Source organism: Iocasia fonsfrigidae (genome assembly GCF_017751145.1).
GTDB lineage: Bacteria > Bacillota > Halanaerobiia > Halanaerobiales > DTU029 > Iocasia > Iocasia fonsfrigidae.
Genome location: NZ_CP046640.1, coordinates 139,509 through 154,415, shown reverse-complemented (window position 1 = coordinate 154,415; position 14,907 = coordinate 139,509). Strand labels below are relative to the sequence as shown.

Sequence of the window (14,907 nt, the reverse complement as noted above, 5' to 3'; positions counted from 1 at the left end):
ATTTATCATTCCGTCAGATTCCCCCCCCATTCCTAGGGTATAAATCTTAATTTATTATATCATAAAAAATAAACACTAGTAAAATTATTCTAAATTTAAAAAATATAAGTACTAATTTCCTGGACATTAAAAAAGAGAATCCTCGAAACAAGGATTCTCTATCTTTTGAACAAATTTAATCTTATTTTAATCAATTCATTATTAAATATATTAACATAATATGAACACAAAAAGGCCGTTTTTCATTACAAGACAAGTTTTTTAAATAAGGCTCTTTCATAATAGTCCTTTTCATAATTAAGTGTTTGTGATACTTTCCCTTGCTTCACCTGATTTTATTAGAGCATATTTGGTAGCAAATGGTCCAAATACCTCAGTCAAAGCTGCTGTAAATAAAAGTACATTAAAAACTAATAAGCCAATCTGAGGTGCTGTAACGAAGTCCTGTTGTACGGTATATGCCAGTGCAATAGCAACACCACTTTGAGGTAATAATCCGAAACCTATATATTTCTTAACCTTATCTGGTGCTTTACCTAAAATAGCACCCAATGAAGCACCTGATACCTTGCCGATAATCCGAGAAATCAGATAGACAAAAGCAATCATTAAAAAACTAATTGAGGCAATACCTGTTAAACGTATCTCTGTCCCAGCTAGAATAAAAAACATAGCATACAAAGGTATCGTAAGTATATCCATATAACTACCTACACCGAGATTTTTCCTGGCAAAGTTACGAAAAGCAAAACCAACTGCCATATTTGTAATCAAAGGAGAAAAATTCAAGAAAATAGCCAGGGCTGAACCCCCTATAATTGTTGTAACTAAGCATAAAATTTTCTTAGTATCATCTTCAAAACTGCTTATCAACATCTGGGAAAGATATCCTACTACTAAACCAATAAAAAGCGAACCAAATATCTCCAAGAAGGGTTTGCCTAATATCTGTCCCAGAGAAAGATTACCCCCACCTTTAAGTTGAATAAGTGCAATAGGTTCTACTAAACTAAAGATAATTAGTGCTATAGCATCATCTATCCCTACCACAGCCAATATTGATGAGGTTAATTCCCCTTCTGCCCTATATTCCTTGAGTACCATAACTGTAGCTGCCGGAGCTGTTGCTGAAGCTATTGCTCCCAATACTAAAGCCAGATATAAAGGTTTGCCCATAGCAAGTACAACCAAAGTTACTATCATAAAGGCTCCAGTGGATTCCAACAAAGCGATAAATATAATAGATTTACCCAATTGCTTCAAGGTCTTAATAGAAAGCTCTGTCCCAATAGTAAAAGCAATAAATGCCAGAGCTATATTGGTCAGATAACCCAGATTATTTAACGCAAAAAAGTACCACTCTTTCTGCACTGAGCCTATAAAAGGCAAAAAATTTATAACATCATGACTAATCAACATACCCAAAAAAACATACCCAACAACAATAGGAACCCTATACCTTTTAGTTAATAAGACAACTAAAAAAGCCATAATAATTAAAATTCCTAGCACATAAATCAGTTTATTATTAGCATGGTTTAGTAGAAACCATTCTCCAAACCCCCGCAATTTATCAATTTCAAAATCCATCTTCACTTACACCTCGATATTTTATTGAATTATTGAATTATTGTCTTATTTTTTATTCATCCTGTTTATTACAGACTTTTAATAAATAATAGAGTAAATCTGCCCGGGAAATATAACCCCTCAGATTTCCAGACTCATTGACAACAAAAAGTATTGATTCTTTATTATCTAACATAACATCTGCAATTTTATACATCTTGTCATTTTCTAATACAGCAGATGTACGGGCGAACATATATTCACCAACAGTTCTATCCTTAATCTCTTCCAAATTATCAGCTGCCTGATTAACCTCATATAATAAACGATTATTAACAAGGTAGCCATACTTCTCTGGGAGAATATTCTTTAATATGTTTTCACTATAAATAGTCCCTAAAAATTTGTTCTCTGCATTAACAACTGGTAATACCGACATCTCGGCCTTATACATAATTCTAATGGCCTCTTTTATCTGATCATCCTCACAAACTGAAACCAGGGTGCGCATCATATAATCCTTAACTATACCCAAGTTGCTACACCTCCAACTCTTTGATTTTAATTCTATTTAAATTATCTTTGATCAATTCTTTATCTTTAATAAAAATACTTCTGTTTTCTGCCACAGTAAGTGCTGCTGCTGCCCCATACCTATTGGCCTCTATAAAGTCAAAACCTTTACGGGCTATATAGTCATAAAATCCAGCATTATAAGCATCACCAGCACCTAACCAGTTTCTAAGACAAAAATCTACTGGTGTTAAAGAATAAGCCTTGCCATCTATAAATAATAAACGATCACAGTGGTGAGGAATAACTACACTATGGGCACCCTCCTCTAACAATCTATAACCCATTTTTACATAATCCTCAAATTCCACAACCTCCTGGTCAAGTATTTTTCTGGTGTGTTTAAAGTATGGACTAACTACTTTTGGCTTTTCCTTTAAAGCCTGATTTAAGGTCTCTCCACTGGCCTCCAAGAAAACATCCTTGTCCTGGCCATTACAAATACTAATCATCCTTTGATATATATCAAAATCTACACCCTCAGGTATTGAGCCTGCTATAATAATCAGATCACTATCCACTATAGCCCTTTTAAAGCGTTTAATCAGATCCTCAACATCTTTTTTAGTCACCCTGTAAGAATAATCACTATAATGGGTAAAAGTTACCGGGTTTTTTGAAATAATAAAGACATTATTCCTGATCTCATTTTCGGTATAGATATAATTTGTCGTTATCTTATACTTCTGGACCATCTTTTCAAAAAACAATCCCTGTTTACCACCTACAAAACCTAAATTCTGTACATCTGGGTATCCCATGTATTTTAAATCAATTGCTGTTAAAAGACCTTTCCCACCAGGGTATACCCTGATATCCTTTTTATCATAAAGGTATTCATGTCTTTTAGCCACATGTTCTGTAACAAAATATTCCCTATCTATTGCTGGATTTAAAGTAACAGTTGTAATCAAGCTAACTCCCTCCCTCTATAAATATTTTATCCATATATTATTTTCGCTGTTAGTTTATAATATCCTCTTTAATTAAAAAATTTTAATCTTTAATAAATAATAAGTAGAACTACCATCATGATAGTCCTACTTATAACTCTCTCCTACCCTCTAAAGCCTTTGATAGGGTTACTTCATCAGCATATTCCAGGTCACCACCCACCGGAAGACCGTGAGCAATCCTGGTTACTTTAACCCCCAGTGGTTTTAGCAGTTTAGCTAAATACATAGCCGTCACATCACCTTCTGCATTAGGATCAGTGGCTACAATGACCTCATCAACCCCTTCCTTGAGACGGGGAATTAGATTTTTAATCCTAATATCATCAGGCCCTACTCCATCCATTGGGGAAATAGAACCATGTAAAACATGATAAAGACCATTATATTCACCTGTTTTTTCCATAGCAATTACATCTTTAGGACTCTCTACCACACAGATTAATGACCTGTCTCTCTCCAGTGAAGAACAAAAATTACAGGTCTCTTCTTCCGTCAAATTATTACAGACAGAACAATACCTTATATTCTCCCTGGCATCAAGTAGAGCCCGGGCTAGTTCATTTACCTCACCCTTATTACGCCCCAGTATAAAAAAAGCCAGACGCTGTGCAGTTTTAGGACCCACCCCAGGCAACTTACTTAACTCATTGATTAACTTCCCCATAGGACGGGGATAATATCTCATTAAAACATCCCCGGGATATTCATCCCGCCGGTTAATTTGCCCATCTCTTCATTAACCATATCTGAAATTTTTCGCATACCTTCATTAACAGCTGCCAGGATCAGGTCTTCCAGCATTTCTACATCTTCAGGGTCAACAGCATCAGGGTCAATCTTTATATCCAACAATTCCTGTTTCCCATTTACAACTACTTTAACAACCCCACCTCCGGCAGTAGCCTCAACCGTCTTTTCTTTTAATTCATCCTGCATCTTGGCCATCTTCGCCTGCATCTGCTGAGCCTGTTTCATTAGTTTATTCATATTCACCGTTATAAACCCCCTTATTTTTTTGACAAAAACTAAGTCCCTTTATCTTCTAATACTTCATAATTAACCTTTATTACTTCCCCTTCAAAAAAATCAGCTACCCTATCAACAAGGTCATCTCTATTATCTTCTCTATCTCCATTATTGCTCTCCTGCTCAGTCAGTTCTTTTTTTTTAGCCTCAGCTAGTTCTTCTCCTCTCAGCTTAAAAACAAGCTGGCAGTCTGTACCTAGTACAGTCGTTATCACCTTTTTAACAAGGTCTAACTTCCTGGCAGCAGCATTTTTATGAAAACCCTTATCTTCTGGAAACTCAATACTAAGACAATTATCTATAACAGCCTCTGGTTTTCCCTCCAGTAGATAGGCCTGAACACTTATATCTTTCTCCTTTATTTTCTCCAGAATAACAGGCCACAGCTCCCTTACCTGTTCAATAGTAATATTACTATTCTCGGCAGGTCCTGTATCTCTTTCTTTCTTCTTAACAACATTTTTTTTATCTTCACTCTTATCTTCTATTACTGACGGTTTTGTATTATTAACCGTTTTTGCTTCCTGACCTCCCTGTTTATCAACCGAAACTGGAGGTCTTGCCTTTCTTTTACCTTCAAGTAATTCCTTTAAGGCAAGCTCTAAGCTGGCTATCCTGGATTTTAATGCAGTAAGGGAATCACCCTGATCTAAAGCAGCCAATTTTATTATACCCATTTCCAGGAGTATCTGCGGCTGTTCTGTAAAAACAAAATCTTTTTTAATACTTGTTAACTCCTCAATAAAGTTTATTAATAAAGATATGTCAACTTTATTACTTTCCTGCAGTAGTTCCTCTATTCTCTCTTCAGGGAGGTCAAGAACACTTGTTTTGCCCCCGCATTCCTTGATCAAAAGTAACTGCCTGAGGTATTCAATTAAATCATCAAGCAAAACAGACAGGGCATTACCCCTATCAATAATCTGGTTTAATAATTCAATGGCAGCAGCCGTTTCTTTATTTACTATTTTATTAAATAAATCAACCAATACTGTGCTATCTACCTTACCAAGCATCTCCTGCAAGCGATTTTCATCTAACTGACCATTTGTAAAAGAAATTGCCTGATCCAGTAGACTTATCGCATCCCTCATACCACCATTAGAACTGCGGGCAATAAGGTCCACTGCCCCTTCATGATAGGTCACAGATTCAGCCTGACAAATATATTTTAACCGTTTCTTAATATCTTTAATAGTTAATAAGGAAAAATCATAACGCTGGCAGCGGGAGAGTATGGTATCGATTACACGGTGTGGTTCAGTAGTAGCCAGGATAAATACGACATTTTCGGGGGGCTCTTCTAATGTCTTAAGCAGGGCATTAAAAGCCCCTTTAGTTAACATATGTACCTCATCTATAATATATACTTTATAATCTCCTTCAGTAGGATAGAATTTAACCTTTTCCCGGAGATCCCTTATCTCATCAATACCTCGATTTGAAGCAGCATCTATCTCAATAACATCCAGGGACCGCCCTGAATTAATCTTCTGACATGCCGGGCATTCACCACAGGGCTCTATAGTTGGCCCCTTAACACAATTTAAAGCCTTAGCAAAGACTTTAGCAGTAGATGTCTTACCTGTTCCCCGTGGACCAGCAAATAGATAGGCATGGCCGATCCTACCGGTCTGCAATGTGTTCTTCAAGGTTTTAACTACATGCTCCTGGCCTATCAGCCCCTCAAAATCATCGGGACGATACTTCCTATATAATGATAGAAAAGCCATAGGATCACCTCCCTAAAACTTATTATATGTATAAAAAGGCCGTACACCTACCTCGAATCTCCCTTCCCAGGCGTTACCTTGACAGTTAGCTCGAACCAAGCACCCTTACGGCACATGAAGACATTTACTTACCGCTGCTTCCTCCCGGACCTGACGGGGTTCATAAAGCTTCATTGCGTAAGACCCGATTGTCAACACCACTTATCAAGGCCGGACCCCACAAAGGAAAATCCTCAGCTCGGCTTCAATCCTGCTATAGCGGGTTGCAGGTTACAGGGTACCGCTACCCCCCCATTTAGTACGGCCAAATCTTATCTATATGGCGGAGAGGGAGGGATTCGAACCCTCGGTAGGCGGTAACCTACACTCGCTTTCCAGGCGAGCCCCTTAAGCCAGACTCGGACACCTCTCCATATTGGATGTAGGAAGTTGGAGGTTAGAGGTTGGAATAAACCTTTTAGACCCTTAAACCTACTATTTACTTCCTCTACACATATATATTAAAAGTTAAAACTATAAAGCTCTAGCTTCAAACTTTTAGTATGGCGGAAGGGGAGGGATTTGAACCCTCGAGACGTTTATGCGTCTACTCGATTTCGAGTCGAGCGGTTTCAGCCAGACTCACCCACCCTTCCAGAATGGGCTCTATCTATAATTTGATTTACTAAATTGCATAATTATATCAGCTAATCTTAAGTTTTTCTTTAATATCAGAAATATCTAAAGTGTTTTCTGCAATCTGTCGTCTATTGGTAGTCTGTGTCCTTTTAATATCTTTGACGTCTTTAGCAATCTCATTTGCCTTTTCTTCTAAACTATTAAATCTTGTTGCTAAACTATCAAACCTATTTCCAAGCTTATCAAACCTATCCTCAAGCCTGTCAAATCTGTTTTCGAGCCTGTCAAATCTCTTCTCCATAGATTCTCTAAAATTATAAAACCCTTCTAGTAATTCAGCTAACTTATCACTCATTCTTTAACCCCCCCAGCTTTTAAAATCACCTTTATAATATCTATCAATTACTTCCGGAGTTTTCTAAAAAACCCCTTCATCAAGTCACCACATTCCTCAGCCAGCACTCCAGCTTTAAGTTCTACCTGATGATTTAATCTCTTATCTCTTACAATATTATAAAGGCTGCCTGCTGCTCCAGCTTTGGGGTCCTTAGCTCCATAAACCAATCTTTTAATACGAGCCTGAACAATTGCCCCAGCACACATCGGACAGGGTTCTATGGTTACATAAAGACTACACTCATCTAAACGCCAACTATTTAAATTTGCAGCAGCATTCTTGAGGGCAATAATCTCAGCATGGGCAGTAGGGTCATTAGTGTTTTCCCTTAAATTATACCCTCTACCGATAATTTCTCCCTTAGAGATAACTACAGCCCCGATAGGGACTTCCTCAATCTCCAGGGCCTTGCCAGCTTCTATTATAGCCAATCTCATATACTCTTCATCTTTTTTCATAAAATAAACTTACACCACCTGGTGTAAATCCTTAAATTAAAATGGCGTGCCCGGAAGGAGTCGAACCCTCAGCCTTCTGATCCGTAGTCAGACGCTCTATCCAGTTGAGCTACGGGCACCTGATATCAGCAAATATTATATTAACATAAAGAACATAAAAAAGCAAATCTTTTTTTGATTTTTAAAGTACTTAAAGTGCTTTTTAAAGCACTTTTGTCCAAGCACAACTAAAATTGTACTATGTCTTAAGAAAAAAGTCAAGATGAATTTTCTGCTAGATAATTAAAAGGTATTAAGACAGTAGTCTCCCACTGCCTTAATACCTTTATTGGACAATATATATCCAGAGTTATTCATTTCCCTTAGCAAAAGAAGACTCCAGACGTTTATAGGACTCATATCTAGCCTTAGCATCTTTTTCGGCTTTTTGGAAATATTCTTTAGCAATTTCAGGGAAGGTCTTTTCAAGTGATGTATAACGAACCTCACTCTTAAGATAATCCTGGAATGATTCGGTAGGTTCTTTAGAATCTAAACTAAATGGATTTTTACCTTCTTCTTCAAGCTCAGGATTAAACCTGTATAGGTGCCAGTATCCTGCTTGAACAGCATTCTTTTCTTGCTCAACACTGCAGCCCATACCAGCTTTAAGCCCATGATTTATACATGGAGCATAGGCAATTATCAGGGACGGTCCTGGATAAGCCTCTGCTTCTTTAAGGGCTTTAAGGGTTTGATTCATATTGGCACCAAGGGCAATCTGAGCAACATATACATAACCATAACTAATTGCCATCTGTCCAAGGTCTTTCTTGCGTATCTTCTTACCAGAAGCAGCAAATTTAGCTACAGCAGCAGTTGGTGTAGCCTTGGAGGACTGACCACCTGTATTGGAATATACCTCAGTATCAAAGACCATTACATTGACATCATCACCAGAGGCAAGTACATGGTCAAGACCACCATAACCGATATCATAAGCCCAGCCGTCTCCACCGAAGATCCACTGTGACTTCTTGGTCAGGTATTCCTTCATATCTAAGATTTCAGCCGCCAGATCATTATCTGCATATTTACTTAATACAGGAATCAACTGAATTGTTGCTGCCTTGGATTCCGCACCAAGGTCCTTATTATCAAGCCAGTTTTGTAGGGCATCATTAAGGTCTTCACCTAAGTTGGCTTTAATAAGTTCCTGTGCTAAATCAGCAAGCCTATCCCTATTTTGTTCCATACCCAGATACATACCATAGCCATACTCGGCATTATCTTCAAAGAGTGAATTAGCCCAGGCTGGACCGTGTCCGTCTTCATTGGTTGTATATGGTGTACTTGGTGCTGAACCACCCCAGATTGATGAACAACCAGTAGCATTGGCTATAATCATTCTATCACCAAACAACTGTGTTATTAACTTAGCATAGGGTGTTTCACCACAACCAGCACAGGCACCTGAGAATTCAAGTAATGGCTGACAGAACTGACTACCTTTAACAGAGTATTTGTTCATTAACTCATCTTTAATAGCTATATTGTTTATCGCATATTCCCAATTTTCTTGCTGATTATCAATCTGTTCCCCAGCAGGTTTCATTTCCAGGGCACCTACAGGACATACATTAGCACAAACACCACATCCCGTACAGTCTAAAGCACTGACCTGAAGTCGGTATACTAAACCTTCAAACTGTTTGCCCTTAGCCTCTTTGGCGGCAAAACCCTCAGGGGCATTAGCAGCCTCTTCCTCATTAAGCAGGAAGGGTCTGATTACTGCATGTGGACAGGAGATAGCACACTGGTTACATTCAATACATTTATCCATCTGCCACTCAGGTATATTAATAGCAATTGCGCGTTTTTCATAAGCAGAAGTGCCCTGTGGGAAATGTCCATCTTCGCAGCCAACAAACGCACTTACAGGTAGGTCATCACCCTTCTGCTGGGCAATTGGTTCCAGTATATTTTTAATAAATTCTGGTTTGTCTTCCTCAATTGTAGCAGCAGCTTCACTACCGATATTGGCCCAGTCAGCTGGCACTTCAACTTTTTCCAGGGCATCAAGGGCCTTGTCTACTGCATCATAGTTCATCTTTACAATCTTGTCTCCCTTATGTCCATAACTTTTCTTAATCGCTTCTTTCAGGTATTTAACTGCTTCATCTACAGGAATAATTTTGGCCAATTTAAAGAAAGCAGTCTGCATAACCATATTTATCCTGCCGCCAAGACCTACTTCAGCAGCTATATCAAAGGCGTTTATAATATAAAGATCAATATTATGCTCAGCCAGATATTTTTTAATACCGGCAGGGAGTTTTTCATCTAATTCATCTTTAGACCAGGTACAATTAAGCACAAAAGTCCCACCATCTTTTAGTCCATCCAGTAGATCAAACTGGTTGACATATGATTCCTTATGACAGGCTACATAATCAGCTTCTTCAATTAGATAAGTAGATTTAATTGGATTATCTCCAAAACGAAGGTGTGATACTGTTACACCACCTGATTTCTTGGAGTCATAGGAGAAATATCCCTGGGCATATTTATCAGTATTGTCACCAATAATCTTAATAGCATTCTTATTAGCACCAACAGTACCGTCAGAACCCATACCCCAGAATTTACAGCGTACGGTTCCCTCGGGGGCAGTATTTATTTTATCTCCTAATTCTAATGATGTATTAGTAACATCATCAACAATACCAACAGTAAAATTGTTTTTAGACTGGTCTTGCTTGAGATTTTCAAAAACAGCCTTAATCTGTGTTGGTGTAGTATTTTTAGAACTCAGACCATACCTGCCACCAACTACAATAGGTGCATCTTCTTTATCATAGAACAGGCTCCTTACATCTTCATATAAGGGTTCACCTACAGCACCCGGTTCCTTGGTCCTATCTAAAACAGCAATCTTCTTGACTGTTTCAGGCAGTGCCTCTAATAAATATTTTTCTGAGAATGGACGGTAGAGACGAACCTTAATAAGTCCAACCTTCTCACCCTTGCTGGTCAGATACTCAACAGTCTCATCAATGGTATCTGTTACAGAACCCATCGCAATAACTACATATTCAGCATCTTCTGCACCAACATAATTGAAAGGACGGTATTCCCTACCTGTGACCTTACTAATCTCTTCCATATAATCTGCCACAATATCAGGCACAGCATCATAAAAGCTGTTACAGGATTCACGAGCCTGGAAGAAGATATCTGGATTTTCCGCAGTACCCCTTGTCACAGGATGTTCAGGATTCAAACTATTGTGTTTGAATCTCTTAACCGCATCATAATCAACTAACTTAGCTAAGTCATCATAATCCATAACCTCAACTTTCTGTATCTCATGTGAGGTGCGGAAACCATCAAAGAAATGTAAAAATGGAATACTGGACTTAATAGCTGCCAGGTGGGCTACACCAGCTAGATCCATAACTTCCTGGACACTACCTGAAGCTAGCATAGCAAAACCTGTTTGTCTTGCTGCCATTACATCAGAGTGATCACCAAAAATCGACAATGCCTGGGTTGCCACTGAGCGAGCACTTACATGGAATACACCAGGTAATAATTCCCCAGCAATTTTATACATATTAGGGATCATTAACAGCAATCCCTGAGAAGCAGTAAATGTAGTAGTCAGTGCCCCGGTTGCTAAAGAACCGTGTACTGCACCAGATGCCCCTCCTTCAGATTGCATCTCAGTAAGCTTAACCCGCTGTCCAAAAATGTTCTTGCGACCATGAGCACTCCATGTATCAACATATTCAGCCATAGGTGAAGATGGAGTAATAGGATAGATACCAGCTACTTCAGTAAAGGCATATGCCACATGAGCAGCAGCAGTATTACCATCCATGGTCTTCATAGTTTTACCCATTTATTTTTTCCCCCCATTTATATAATGTAATAATGTATATTTACATTCAGTCTTAGTATAATACAATTAAAAATTGCTGTCAAATCACATAACCTTTTGAATTGAAAGACAACAGTTTTTAGACAAAAATATAAGGGCTGGTTCTTTATCCAGCCCTTGTTTTATATAAAAAAGGGGTTACCCCCTTATTTATTCTACTCTCCAGCCATAATTGCTTCAAGGTCATCTCCCACAGTATTAATTCCTTTAATATCAAATTTATCTACTAATACCTTTAGAACACCTGGAGATATAAAAGCAGGTAGGCTTGGTCCTAAACGTATTCCTTTAACCCCCAGATATAGTAAAGCTAATAAGACAGTAACAGCCTTCTGCTCATACCAGGCTATATCATAGGATATAGGGAGTTCATTAATATCATCAACCCCAAAGGCTTCAGCAAGTTTCTGGGCAATTACTACCAGTGAATATGAATCATTACACTGTCCGGCATCAAGTACACGGGGTATTCCATCAATATCGCCCAGCTCCAGTTTATTATATCTGTATTTAGCACAACCTGCTGTTAATATCACCGTATCTTCAGGCAACTTTTCGGCCAGATCGGTATAATAATCCCTTCCCTTATGCCTTCCATCACAACCAGCCATTACTACAAAGCGTTTTATCTTACCGGCCTTAACTGCTTCAACTACTTTATCAGCAACACTTAAGACAGCCTCATGGGCAAACCCACCCATAATACTACCTTTTTCTAATTCTGCTGGAGGCTCACACCTTAAAGCATGTTCAATAATAGCTGAGAAATTCTTCTGCTTACCATCCTCCCGGTCATCAATGTGTTTAACCCCGGGAAAACCAACTACACCAGTGGTATATACCCTGTCTTGATAGCTTTCCCTGGGTGGTACCAGGCAGTTAGTTGTCATCAAGATAGGTCCGTTAAACTTCTCAAATTCACCCGTCTGCTGCCACCAGGCATTACCATAATTCCCTACAAAATGTTCATATTTTTTAAAGGCTGGATAAGAATTAGCAGGCAGCATTTCTCCATGTGTATAGACATCTATCCCTTTACCAGCTGTCTGTACAAGTAGTTCCTCCAGGTCTTTAAGGTCATGACCGCTGATTAATATGCCCGGCCTATCACCAACACCGATATTTACCTCTGTCGGCTCTGGATTACCATATGACCCAGTATTAGCTTTATCCAGCAGGGCCATTGTCTGTACTGCAAGCTCACCACAGCGCATAACTAAGCCTATTAGTTTATCAACTGAAATATCTTGATCTGCTGTTGCTGCCAGTCCTTCAATCATAAATTCATATATTTCCTCATCTTCTTCAGCTAAGACATAGGCATGTTCAGTATATGCTGCCATCCCCTTCAGGCCGTAAGTAAGCAGCTCTTTTAAGGACCTGATATCTTCATCTTCTATATTAAGGATACCTATTTCTGCACCCTTCAGGTAATAATCTTTACTATGATCACTGTACCAGGTACACATATCCGGCAGGACTTCACTAAATACCTTCCCTTCTTTCTCTTGATAGGCCTCTTTAAACTTAGCAGCAATACTCTCCCTTAATTCCAGGGCTGCTTTTATTCTCCCCTCAAAACGTGCTGGGTCAAAACTTACATTAGTAATAGTAGTAAAAAGGCTCTCTGTAATAAAACGGCCCACTGTCTTATCTGCTATCTCCAGTTCGCCAGTCTTACGGGCATAGACTGAAATACCCTTAAGTAAGTAAACTAATAAATCCTGGAGATTGGCCACATCTTCGGTTTTACCGCAGACACCCCTGATTGTACAACCTTCATTTTTAGCTGTTTCCTGACATTGATAACAAAACATACTCATCTTTATAAATTCCCCCTTGATCCATTTGTTTTGATTACAAATATAATTATAAAGCTCAGTGACGATAAATACTATGACATTTATCACATGTTGAGCAAAAGTTGATAATCATTATAAATTATATTTTCATCAAATCAATTATTAATGCACATTATATATTATAATACATATTATTTTATATATGATCATATATAAAATAATTATAAAGAGGGGAGTAAAAAATGGTAAATAATGAATCTTTTCCAAAAAGATTAGAGGAATTTCAGGATGATGATATAATTGTTGAGTTTAGTTGTGGTGGTGTTCTAAAGGTAGCCCGGGGTATTCTAGCTTTAATAAGCGCAGATACCATAGAACTCACGCCATCTACAGAAAGACCTGGTGTTATAGTCAGGGTCTGGAATCCTAATACCAGCCAGTTTATACAGCAGAACGGGTCTTATGACCGGGTATTAATCGTTGATGAAAATATCTGCAGTATAGATAGAATCTTTGACCTACCATTATAACCGCTATTAATTAAACCCTTTTTTCATAGAGAACATTATACTATTTACTGTTATAATATATTTGTCCTAATGATGAACTATTTGCAGAAAAAACCATATAATATAACAAACAGTAAGAAAGGAGGATCATTATGGGCGACTATGGAGTTTGTGGTGACAATTGTGCTTTTATCATCTTCTTAATCCTTATTCTTCTCCTCTTAGGCATCTACTAATAAATAATAAAATACCGTTATAATAAGAATAATTATATTTATAAATTAAAGAAAACAACCACAGTATTTTCCTGCTGTGGTTGTTTTTAATTTAATTCTTCTTAGCTTTAATTTTATCCTCGATTGTTTGTATTTTTTCCACGGCCTCCTGTGATAGTTCACTCAATAAAGATTCCCTACACCTAGCAGCCATATTCGGACGATTTGTCCTTACCCCCTGGCTAACTACCTCAAACCACTGCACTTTTTTGCTGTTATAATAAAGATCATAATCGACAATCCTTTCTCCATCCTGGTCGTATTCCAGGCCTATCAGAATTTTTTTGATTTTTTTGGGCGGCAGGATAGTAAATAGCCTTATTTGATAAGCTATTACTGATAAGAGGGCAACAGCATGGTCTTTAGTCCAGGATTCCCCTAGTATAAAACCTAATTCCAGGTCAGCCAGAGCTGTTACTAATCTTTTATACTGTTCTTCATACATATTCCCTGAATCATAGATATTAATCTTAAGTTCATACCACTGGGTCTCCTCTAAACCGTGGGTTATATGTCTTACCACATCACGCCTGAGTTCCTTATGTATTACATTAACAGGCTTTTCTATCAAAAGATTGGTTTTTACCATCTGTAATGAACTTACCCTGGTCTTAATTGGCTCTTCAGTAAAACTTAAGATTGTATCACCTGTTTTACCCTGCTTAATCCCTTCTATTATATTAACCAGACGGGCATTATAGTTTTCCTTTAATTGTTTTATTATCTCCTGACCATCTTCTGGTATACGCATTACCAGCTGGCCTGCCCCCAGTTCCACTTTGTTAATCAGCTCAGCAATCCCCAGATTTATTAATTCTTCCATAGTTACCAGTGGTGTAGTGGGGAGCATAATAATACTTTCAGTATCATCAACCCCATCAGAATCTTCTTTAGCCTCACTTACAAAAGCAATAGTCATGTCTTCCTCTGCCCTTTCCAGAGCATCAGTAAGTCGTAAAGCCTGCCCATTTAAAAAATCTTTTAGAGCCTTTTCTAAATTATCTGTCTTTTCTGTCCTGAAAAATAGGTATCCAGGACCCTTTCTAATAAAATTCATAAAATCCTCCTT

Annotated in this window: 12 protein-coding genes, 3 tRNA genes and 1 other RNA gene; 1 reads left to right on the top strand and 15 read right to left on the bottom strand. The window is 38.1% G+C overall.

Features of this window, described 5'->3' with window-relative positions; translation table 11 throughout:
* Positions 1-297 precede the first annotated feature (297 nt).
* The 14 genes from GM661_RS00860 to hcp all read right to left on the bottom strand — a co-directional run bounded on the left by GM661_RS00860 (position 298) and on the right by hcp (position 13,069).
* Positions 298-1,590: a cation:proton antiporter gene (locus tag GM661_RS00860; protein ID WP_230868336.1), complete on the bottom strand. Its 1,293-nt coding sequence runs from the start codon at positions 1,588-1,590 to the stop codon at positions 298-300.
* Positions 1,591-1,642: 52 nt separating this feature from the next.
* A complete protein-coding gene (locus GM661_RS00855) occupies positions 1,643-2,104 on the bottom strand; it encodes a CBS domain-containing protein (protein ID WP_230868335.1) in 462 nt (153 codons plus the stop codon).
* A gap of 4 nt (positions 2,105-2,108) precedes the next feature.
* Positions 2,109-3,056, bottom strand: coding sequence for a 1-phosphofructokinase family hexose kinase (locus GM661_RS00850; RefSeq protein WP_230868334.1), 948 nt, complete (start codon positions 3,054-3,056; stop codon positions 2,109-2,111).
* A 130-nt stretch (positions 3,057-3,186) separates the two neighbouring features.
* Positions 3,187-3,783 carry a recombination mediator RecR gene (gene recR / locus GM661_RS00845; RefSeq protein WP_230868333.1) on the bottom strand — a complete coding sequence of 199 codons (597 nt, stop codon included), beginning with the start codon at positions 3,781-3,783 and terminating at the stop codon, positions 3,187-3,189.
* Positions 3,783-4,091, bottom strand: a complete 309-nt coding sequence (locus GM661_RS00840; RefSeq protein ID WP_125987239.1) for a YbaB/EbfC family nucleoid-associated protein — start codon at positions 4,089-4,091, stop codon at positions 3,783-3,785. The genes recR and GM661_RS00840 overlap by 1 nt, the downstream gene beginning before the upstream one ends.
* A 32-nt stretch (positions 4,092-4,123) precedes the next feature.
* Complete coding sequence (gene dnaX / locus GM661_RS00835) at positions 4,124-5,857, bottom strand: DNA polymerase III subunit gamma/tau (protein ID WP_230868332.1); 1,734 nt, start codon at positions 5,855-5,857, stop codon at positions 4,124-4,126.
* 39 nt (positions 5,858-5,896) lie between these two features.
* Positions 5,897-6,161, bottom strand: an RNA gene (ffs, locus tag GM661_RS00830) — signal recognition particle sRNA large type.
* Between the two features lie 16 nt (positions 6,162-6,177).
* Positions 6,178-6,269: transfer RNA gene (locus tag GM661_RS00825), tRNA-Ser, on the bottom strand.
* A 131-nt stretch (positions 6,270-6,400) separates the two neighbouring features.
* A tRNA-Ser gene (locus GM661_RS00820) sits at positions 6,401-6,492 on the bottom strand.
* A gap of 47 nt (positions 6,493-6,539) precedes the next feature.
* Positions 6,540-6,830: a hypothetical protein gene (locus GM661_RS00815; RefSeq protein WP_230868331.1), complete on the bottom strand. Its 291-nt coding sequence runs from the start codon at positions 6,828-6,830 to the stop codon at positions 6,540-6,542.
* A 47-nt stretch (positions 6,831-6,877) separates the two neighbouring features.
* Entirely contained in the window at positions 6,878-7,330 is a 453-nt protein-coding gene (tadA, locus tag GM661_RS00810) for a tRNA adenosine(34) deaminase TadA (RefSeq protein ID WP_230868330.1), read from the bottom strand.
* A gap of 42 nt (positions 7,331-7,372) precedes the next feature.
* Positions 7,373-7,449: transfer RNA gene (locus GM661_RS00805), tRNA-Arg, on the bottom strand.
* A gap of 230 nt (positions 7,450-7,679) precedes the next feature.
* Entirely contained in the window at positions 7,680-11,213 is a 3,534-nt protein-coding gene (nifJ, locus tag GM661_RS00800) for a pyruvate:ferredoxin (flavodoxin) oxidoreductase (protein ID WP_230868329.1), read from the bottom strand.
* 194 nt (positions 11,214-11,407) lie between these two features.
* Complete coding sequence (gene hcp / locus GM661_RS00795) at positions 11,408-13,069, bottom strand: hydroxylamine reductase (protein ID WP_407929629.1); 1,662 nt, start codon at positions 13,067-13,069, stop codon at positions 11,408-11,410.
* 227 nt (positions 13,070-13,296) lie between these two features.
* Between hcp and GM661_RS00790 the strand changes: the two genes are divergently transcribed.
* Positions 13,297-13,584, top strand: a complete 288-nt coding sequence (locus tag GM661_RS00790) for a hypothetical protein (protein WP_230868327.1) — start codon at positions 13,297-13,299, stop codon at positions 13,582-13,584.
* A gap of 306 nt (positions 13,585-13,890) precedes the next feature.
* Here GM661_RS00790 and GM661_RS00785 read toward each other — a convergent pair whose 3' ends face one another.
* Entirely contained in the window at positions 13,891-14,895 is a 1,005-nt protein-coding gene (locus GM661_RS00785) for a hypothetical protein (protein ID WP_230868326.1), read from the bottom strand.
* Between the last annotated feature and the right edge of the window lie 12 nt (positions 14,896-14,907).